Source organism: Arthrobacter sp. CAL618 (assembly GCF_000468215.1).
Taxonomy (GTDB): domain Bacteria; phylum Actinomycetota; class Actinomycetes; order Actinomycetales; family Micrococcaceae; genus Arthrobacter_D.
Genome location: NZ_ASZW01000252.1, coordinates 8,925 through 14,308, shown reverse-complemented (window position 1 = coordinate 14,308; position 5,384 = coordinate 8,925). Strand labels below are relative to the sequence as shown.

The following is a 5,384-nucleotide window of genomic DNA, read 5'->3' as shown; positions in this document are numbered from 1 at the left end:
GGATTTCGCTATCCCGGCCGATCACCGGATCGAGTTTCCCCGACCGGGCGATCTCGGTCAGATCGACGCCGAATTTCTCTAGCGCCTGGAAGGTGTTCTCCGGCTCCGGCGTGGTCACCCGCCGGTCGCCGCGAATGCCCGGCAGGGCAGCCGCAAGGGCTGCGCGTGAAGCGCCGGCGTTGTTCAGGATGGCGGCGGTTGAGCCGACCCCGGCAGCAATCCCCAGCAGCAGGTGTTCGGTGGAGATGAAGCTGTCGCCGAGCGTCTCGGCCTCCTGCTGGGCGGCCTTGATGGCTTGCAGGGTGTCGCGGGAGAACTGCGGCTGCGCCGTTGACGTGCCCGACGACGACGGGAGCGCCTTGATTGCGGAGCTCGCCCGGGTGCTCACGGCGTCGGGGTCGGACCCGGCGGCTTTGAGCAAAGCAACAGCGACGCCGTCACGCTGGTCCATCAACGCTTTCAGGAGGTGTGCGGGTTCGACCTGAGGATTACCTGCGGTCGAAGCATTCGTGGCTGCGGCGGACAGTGCTTCCTGGCTTTTGGTGGTGAACTTGGCGTCCATGTCTCAACCTTTCAAACAGCAATAACCTTAGAGTTGAGTGTACCCCGCTCAACTTGGCACAGGTGCGTGTCCGCAGCTGGTTCGCTGACAGCAGACAGGTCCTGCACCGGCCCCCAGTAGAGCACCGCCAGGCGTTGACTGGTAGGGCCCTAAGCCTCTCTTCCCTGAGAGACCCAGGACCGGTCGGCGCTGCGGTCACCCACCACCAGCGCAGCCGCGCCGTCCAGCACATCAAGGTGCGCGGCGGACAGCACCATGGCGGTGGCGCCGGCGTTTTCCTCGACACGTTCCGGCTTCCGGGTGCCGGGGATAGGAACTACTGGCAGCCCGAACCGGCGGCCCTGAGCGGCAAGCCAGGCGAGGGCAACCTGTGCAGCAGTGGCACCCGTGTCCGCGGCAACCGCTTGGACCGCCTCCACCACGGCTGCATTGGCGGTCAGTGCGTCGGTAGCGAACCGTGGCACCCGATGGCGGAAGTCGCCGTCGCCAAGCGTTGCTGCCTGGACTGTGCCGGTCAAAAAGCCGCGCCCCAGCGGAGAGTAGGGGACAAATCCCACCCCCAGCTGCGCAGCCATCGGAACCACGAACGTCTCGACGTCGCGGCTCCAGATTGACCATTCGCTTTGGACTGCTGCAATAGGGTGAACGGCGTGGGCTGCCTGCAGTTCGTCTGCGGTGACCTCTGACAGGCCGAGGTGGCGCACTTTGCCAGCGGTGACCAGCTCGGCCATTGCACCCACCGTTTCCTCGATCGGGACGCGGGTGTCCCGCCGGTGCATGTAGTACAGATCAATGGCGTCGGTGCCGAGCCGACTCAGGCTCGCGTCCGCTGCGTCCCTCACATACCGGGCGTCACCACGAATCCCCGAGTACCCCTGTGAGGGGCTGCCGATCAGCCCGAACTTGGTAGCCACTTCGACCTCGTCGCGTCGATGGCGCAGCAGCTGTGAGATCAGCGCCTCGTTGCTTCCTGCACCGTAGATATCCGCGGTGTCAATGAACGTGACCCCGATATCCACCGCATGATTCAACGTCGCCAATGCCTGACTCTCATCCAGGCCCCCGTAAACCTCGGTCAATGCCATGCCACCAAAACCCTGGGCACTGACAGTAAAACCGCTGGCAAGTTCAATCCGCGAAACTGTCATAGTCATAGTCATAACCCTTAGCCCTATGCGCTCCTGAATCAAGAGTTCGGTTGCAGATCGGTCACGAACCACTGATTCGCTGGTAATTTTGATTCTACGACTTGGGGGAGAAGACCAGGTTGGTAGCGTTGACAGGCCCGTCGCACCCTTACCCTCGCATAACCTGCACAGTTCAGTTGTAGTCCGACGCGGCGTCGATCAACGATTAGGCAGATGATGAGTCAAGAGATCAAAGCACGGCCGGACTCCCCCGGCGAGCCGAATTCAGAACCCAAAACCAGAGTCAACAAGACGGTCTTTATCGGCTCGGCCGTCGGCATTCTGGCAATCACCGTCTGGGCCATCGTCGCCCCGGTAAACGCCGCAGCAGTCATTGGCACCCTGGTCACCTGGGTGTCAGTCAATATGGGCTGGTATTACTTCCTGATCGTCACCCTCGTGGTCATTTTCGTTCTGGTCGCGGCGCTTTCCAGAGTCGGGAAGGTCAGGCTCGGGCCGGACCACTCCAAACCACAGTTCAGCATGTTCACCTGGGCTTCGATGCTGTTCGCCGCCGGCATTGGCATCGACCTGATGTTTTTCTCGGTGGCTGAGCCAATCACCCAGTACCTCGCACCACCCCAGGGCTCGGGTGAAACAGTTGAAGCCGCGCGACAGGCTATGGTCTGGACCCTCTTCCACTACGGGATTACCGGCTGGGCACTGTATGCCCTGATGGGTCTGGCTCTTGGCTTTTTTGCCTACCGCCACAATCTGCCCCTCAGCATCCGTTCGGCGCTGTACCCCATCTTCGGGAAGAAGGTGGAAGGTCCAATCGGACACACCGTGGATATTGCAGCGCTGCTCGGCACCATTTTCGGCATCGCCACGTCCCTGGGCATCGGCGTCGTGCAGCTCAATTACGGGCTGACCCTCATGTTCGGGCTGCCGGAAAACCTCGCAGTCCAGATCGGTCTCATCGCCGTCGCCGTCGTGATGGCAGTGGTTTCAACGGTGTCGGGGGTCGAAAAGGGCATCAGACGCCTGTCCGAGCTGAACGTGCTGCTGGCCGCCGCCCTCATGCTGTTCATCCTCGTCGCCGGCAAGACCAGTTTCCTGCTGGACGGGATCATCCAGAACACCGGCGACGTCCTCAGCCAGTTCCCCGGCATGACCATGGATACGTTCGCCTATGACCGTCCCGACGAGTGGTTGAGCTGGTGGACGCTGTTCTTCTGGGCCTGGTGGATCGCCTGGGCACCCTTCGTCGGACTCTTCCTGGCACGTATTTCCCGAGGCCGCACCATCAGGCAGTTCGTCCTGGGCGTGATGATCGTGCCGTTCACGTTCATCCTGCTGTGGATCTCGATCTTCGGTAACAGCGCACTGGACATTGTGATGGGCGGTAACGCGGAGTTCGGCGAAGTGGGGATGAACAATCCGGAGCGGGCCTTCTACGGACTGCTGGAACAGTATCCAATGGCTCCACTGATCATCGCGATTGCTACCTTCACGGGTCTGCTCTTCTACGTCACCAGCGCCGATTCCGGTGCGCTGGTGATGGCCAACTTCACCTCCCACCTCAAGGACGCCAACTCCGACGGCCCGAAGTGGCTCCGGGTGTTCTGGGCGCTGGTGACCGGTGCCCTCACCCTCGCCATGCTGTCCGTCGGCGGGGTCCTGACCCTCCAAAACGCGACGGTGGTAATGGGGCTGCCGCTTTCCATCCTGCTGCTGTTCATCATGTACGGGCTTTACAAGGCTCTGAAAGTGGAAAGCTCACGGATGGATAGTTACCGGACTTCCCTACCAGGGATCATCTCCAGCAGATCCGGTAGCGAAGCCCGCGGTGGCCGCAGTTGGCGCCAACGACTCGCCCACGTCCTGACCTATCCGGGACGCAAACAGGCCCAGCGGTTCATCGACGAGGTGGCCCTTCCCGCACTCCAGGAGGTTCACGATGAACTCGCCGCGCAGGGCGCCGACGTCACCCTGACCGCCGGCAACGCTGGTCCGGGTGGGGTTGGACAGGTAGACCTATCGGTCAGCCTGGGCAGCGAACGCGCGTTCAAGTACCAGGTCTACCCCGTGCAGTACGACACTCCGTCCTATGCGCTGAGGAGCGCCTCGACGGCGGACAAGTACTACCGCATGGAAGTCTTCTCCCTCGAGGGAAGCAACGGGTACGACCTCCTGGGCTACACCAGGGAGCAGGTCATCACCGATGTGCTGGATCACTACGAGACACATCTGGAATTCCTGCACAGCAACCGCGCCTCGCCCGGCAACACCGCAATCACCGAGGATCATTTGGCCTCGGACAACTGGGAATCCGATTTCACCAACCCCGAGGAGCGTTCATGAGTACCGCAACACTGTTTATTGATGGCACCTGGGTACCCGCTTCGGACGGTGGTACCCGGGAGATCCACTGCCCGGCTGACGGCGCACTGGTGGGCACGGTATCCGAAGGGACCGCCGACGACGCCGCTGCAGCCATCGCTGCAGCACGCTCGGCGTTCGACCGTGGCGAGTGGGCCGCCGTTCCCGCACCCGAGCGCGGTGACTTCCTGTTGAAGGTTGCTGCCCGCCTGCGGGAGCGCAAGGCCGAGTTTGCGCGCGCTGAAACCATGGATACGGGGAAGCGTCTGGTCGAGAGTGAGATCGACATGGATGACATCATTGGCTGCTTCACCTACTTCGGGAAGCTCGCCGGTCAGAACCAGGGCCGGCTGGTGGACCCCGGAAACGCCGCAGTGGTCAGCCGGATCGAGTACGAGCCGGTCGGCGTCTGCGCCCTGATCTCGCCCTGGAACTATCCGCTGCTGCAGTCCGCCTGGAAGATTGCCCCCGCGCTGGCGGCCGGCTGTACTTTCGTTCTCAAGCCCAGCGAGCTCACCCCCCACACCTGCATGCTCATGATGGACGTGCTGGACGAGCTCGGACTGCCCAAGGGGGTGGCAAACCTGGTGCTCGGCGCCGGGGCCACCGTCGGGGCGCCGCTCTCGGAGCACGCCGACGTCGACCTGGTCTCCTTCACCGGGGGGCTTGAAACCGGCAAACGGATTGCCGCAGCTGCATCGGCAACCGTCAAGAAGGTGGCACTGGAACTCGGGGGCAAGAATCCCAACATCATCTTCGCCGACGCCGACTTTGACGCTGCCCTGGACAACGCGCTGAACGCTGCGTTTGTGCACTCGGGACAGGTGTGCTCGGCCGGTGCCCGGTTGATCGTCGAGGAACCAATCGCTGAACGCTTCGTCGATGAACTGGTGCGGCGCGCACAGTTGATCAAGCTCGGCGGTCCCTTCGATGAGGACGCAGAAACCGGTCCGTTGATCTCCGCGGCTCACCGTGACAAGGTCACCAGCTACGTTGACAAGGGCGTCGCTGAGGGGGCGCGGCTGCGCTGCGGCGGCACCTGGGGCACCGGGGACCTGGAAAAGGGCTTCTACTACACCCCGACGGTGCTCGACCAGGTCAAGCGGGGCATGTCGGTGGTAGTCGATGAGGCCTTCGGCCCGGTGGTCACTGTCGAGACGTTCAACGGTGAGGAGGAGGCCGTGGCGATCGGCAATGACACCCATTACGGTCTCGCCGGGGCGGTCTGGAGCCAGGACGCAGGGAAGTCCCAGCGGATTGCCAGGCGCCTGCGCCACGGCACCATTTGGATCAACGACTTCCACCCCTACCTG

4 protein-coding genes are annotated in these 5,384 nt (G+C 62.8%); 2 read left to right on the top strand and 2 right to left on the bottom strand.

The genetic code is table 11. The features are described 5' to 3' along the window. Together K728_RS19635 and K728_RS0115190 are read right to left on the bottom strand one after the other, a co-directional pair. On the bottom strand, positions 1–562 hold a 562-nt coding region (locus tag K728_RS19635; protein ID WP_035748299.1), incomplete at its 3' end, for a Clp protease N-terminal domain-containing protein. A 149-nt stretch (positions 563–711) separates the two neighbouring features. After that, positions 712–1,710 carry an aldo/keto reductase gene (locus K728_RS0115190; protein WP_019482182.1) on the bottom strand — a complete coding sequence of 333 codons (999 nt, stop codon included), beginning with the start codon at positions 1,708–1,710 and terminating at the stop codon, positions 712–714. Between the two features lie 213 nt (positions 1,711–1,923). Between K728_RS0115190 and betT the strand changes: the two genes are divergently transcribed. Both betT and K728_RS0115180 read left to right on the top strand, forming a co-directional pair. Then, complete coding sequence (gene betT / locus K728_RS0115185) at positions 1,924–4,053, top strand: choline BCCT transporter BetT (RefSeq protein ID WP_019482183.1); 2,130 nt, start codon at positions 1,924–1,926, stop codon at positions 4,051–4,053. Beyond that, on the top strand, positions 4,050–5,384 hold a 1,335-nt coding region (locus tag K728_RS0115180), incomplete at its 3' end, for an aldehyde dehydrogenase family protein (RefSeq protein WP_443110999.1). The genes betT and K728_RS0115180, both read left to right, overlap by 4 nt.

What these genes read in the sequence shown, in the direction of transcription:
- betT (WP_019482183.1), top strand. Translation starts at nt 1,924, where the DNA reads ATGATGAGTCAAGAGATCAAAGCACGGCCGGACTCCCCCGGCGAGCCG.
- K728_RS0115190 (WP_019482182.1), bottom strand. Translation starts at nt 1,710, where the DNA reads ATGACAGTTTCGCGGATTGAACTTGCCAGCGGTTTTACTGTCAGTGCC.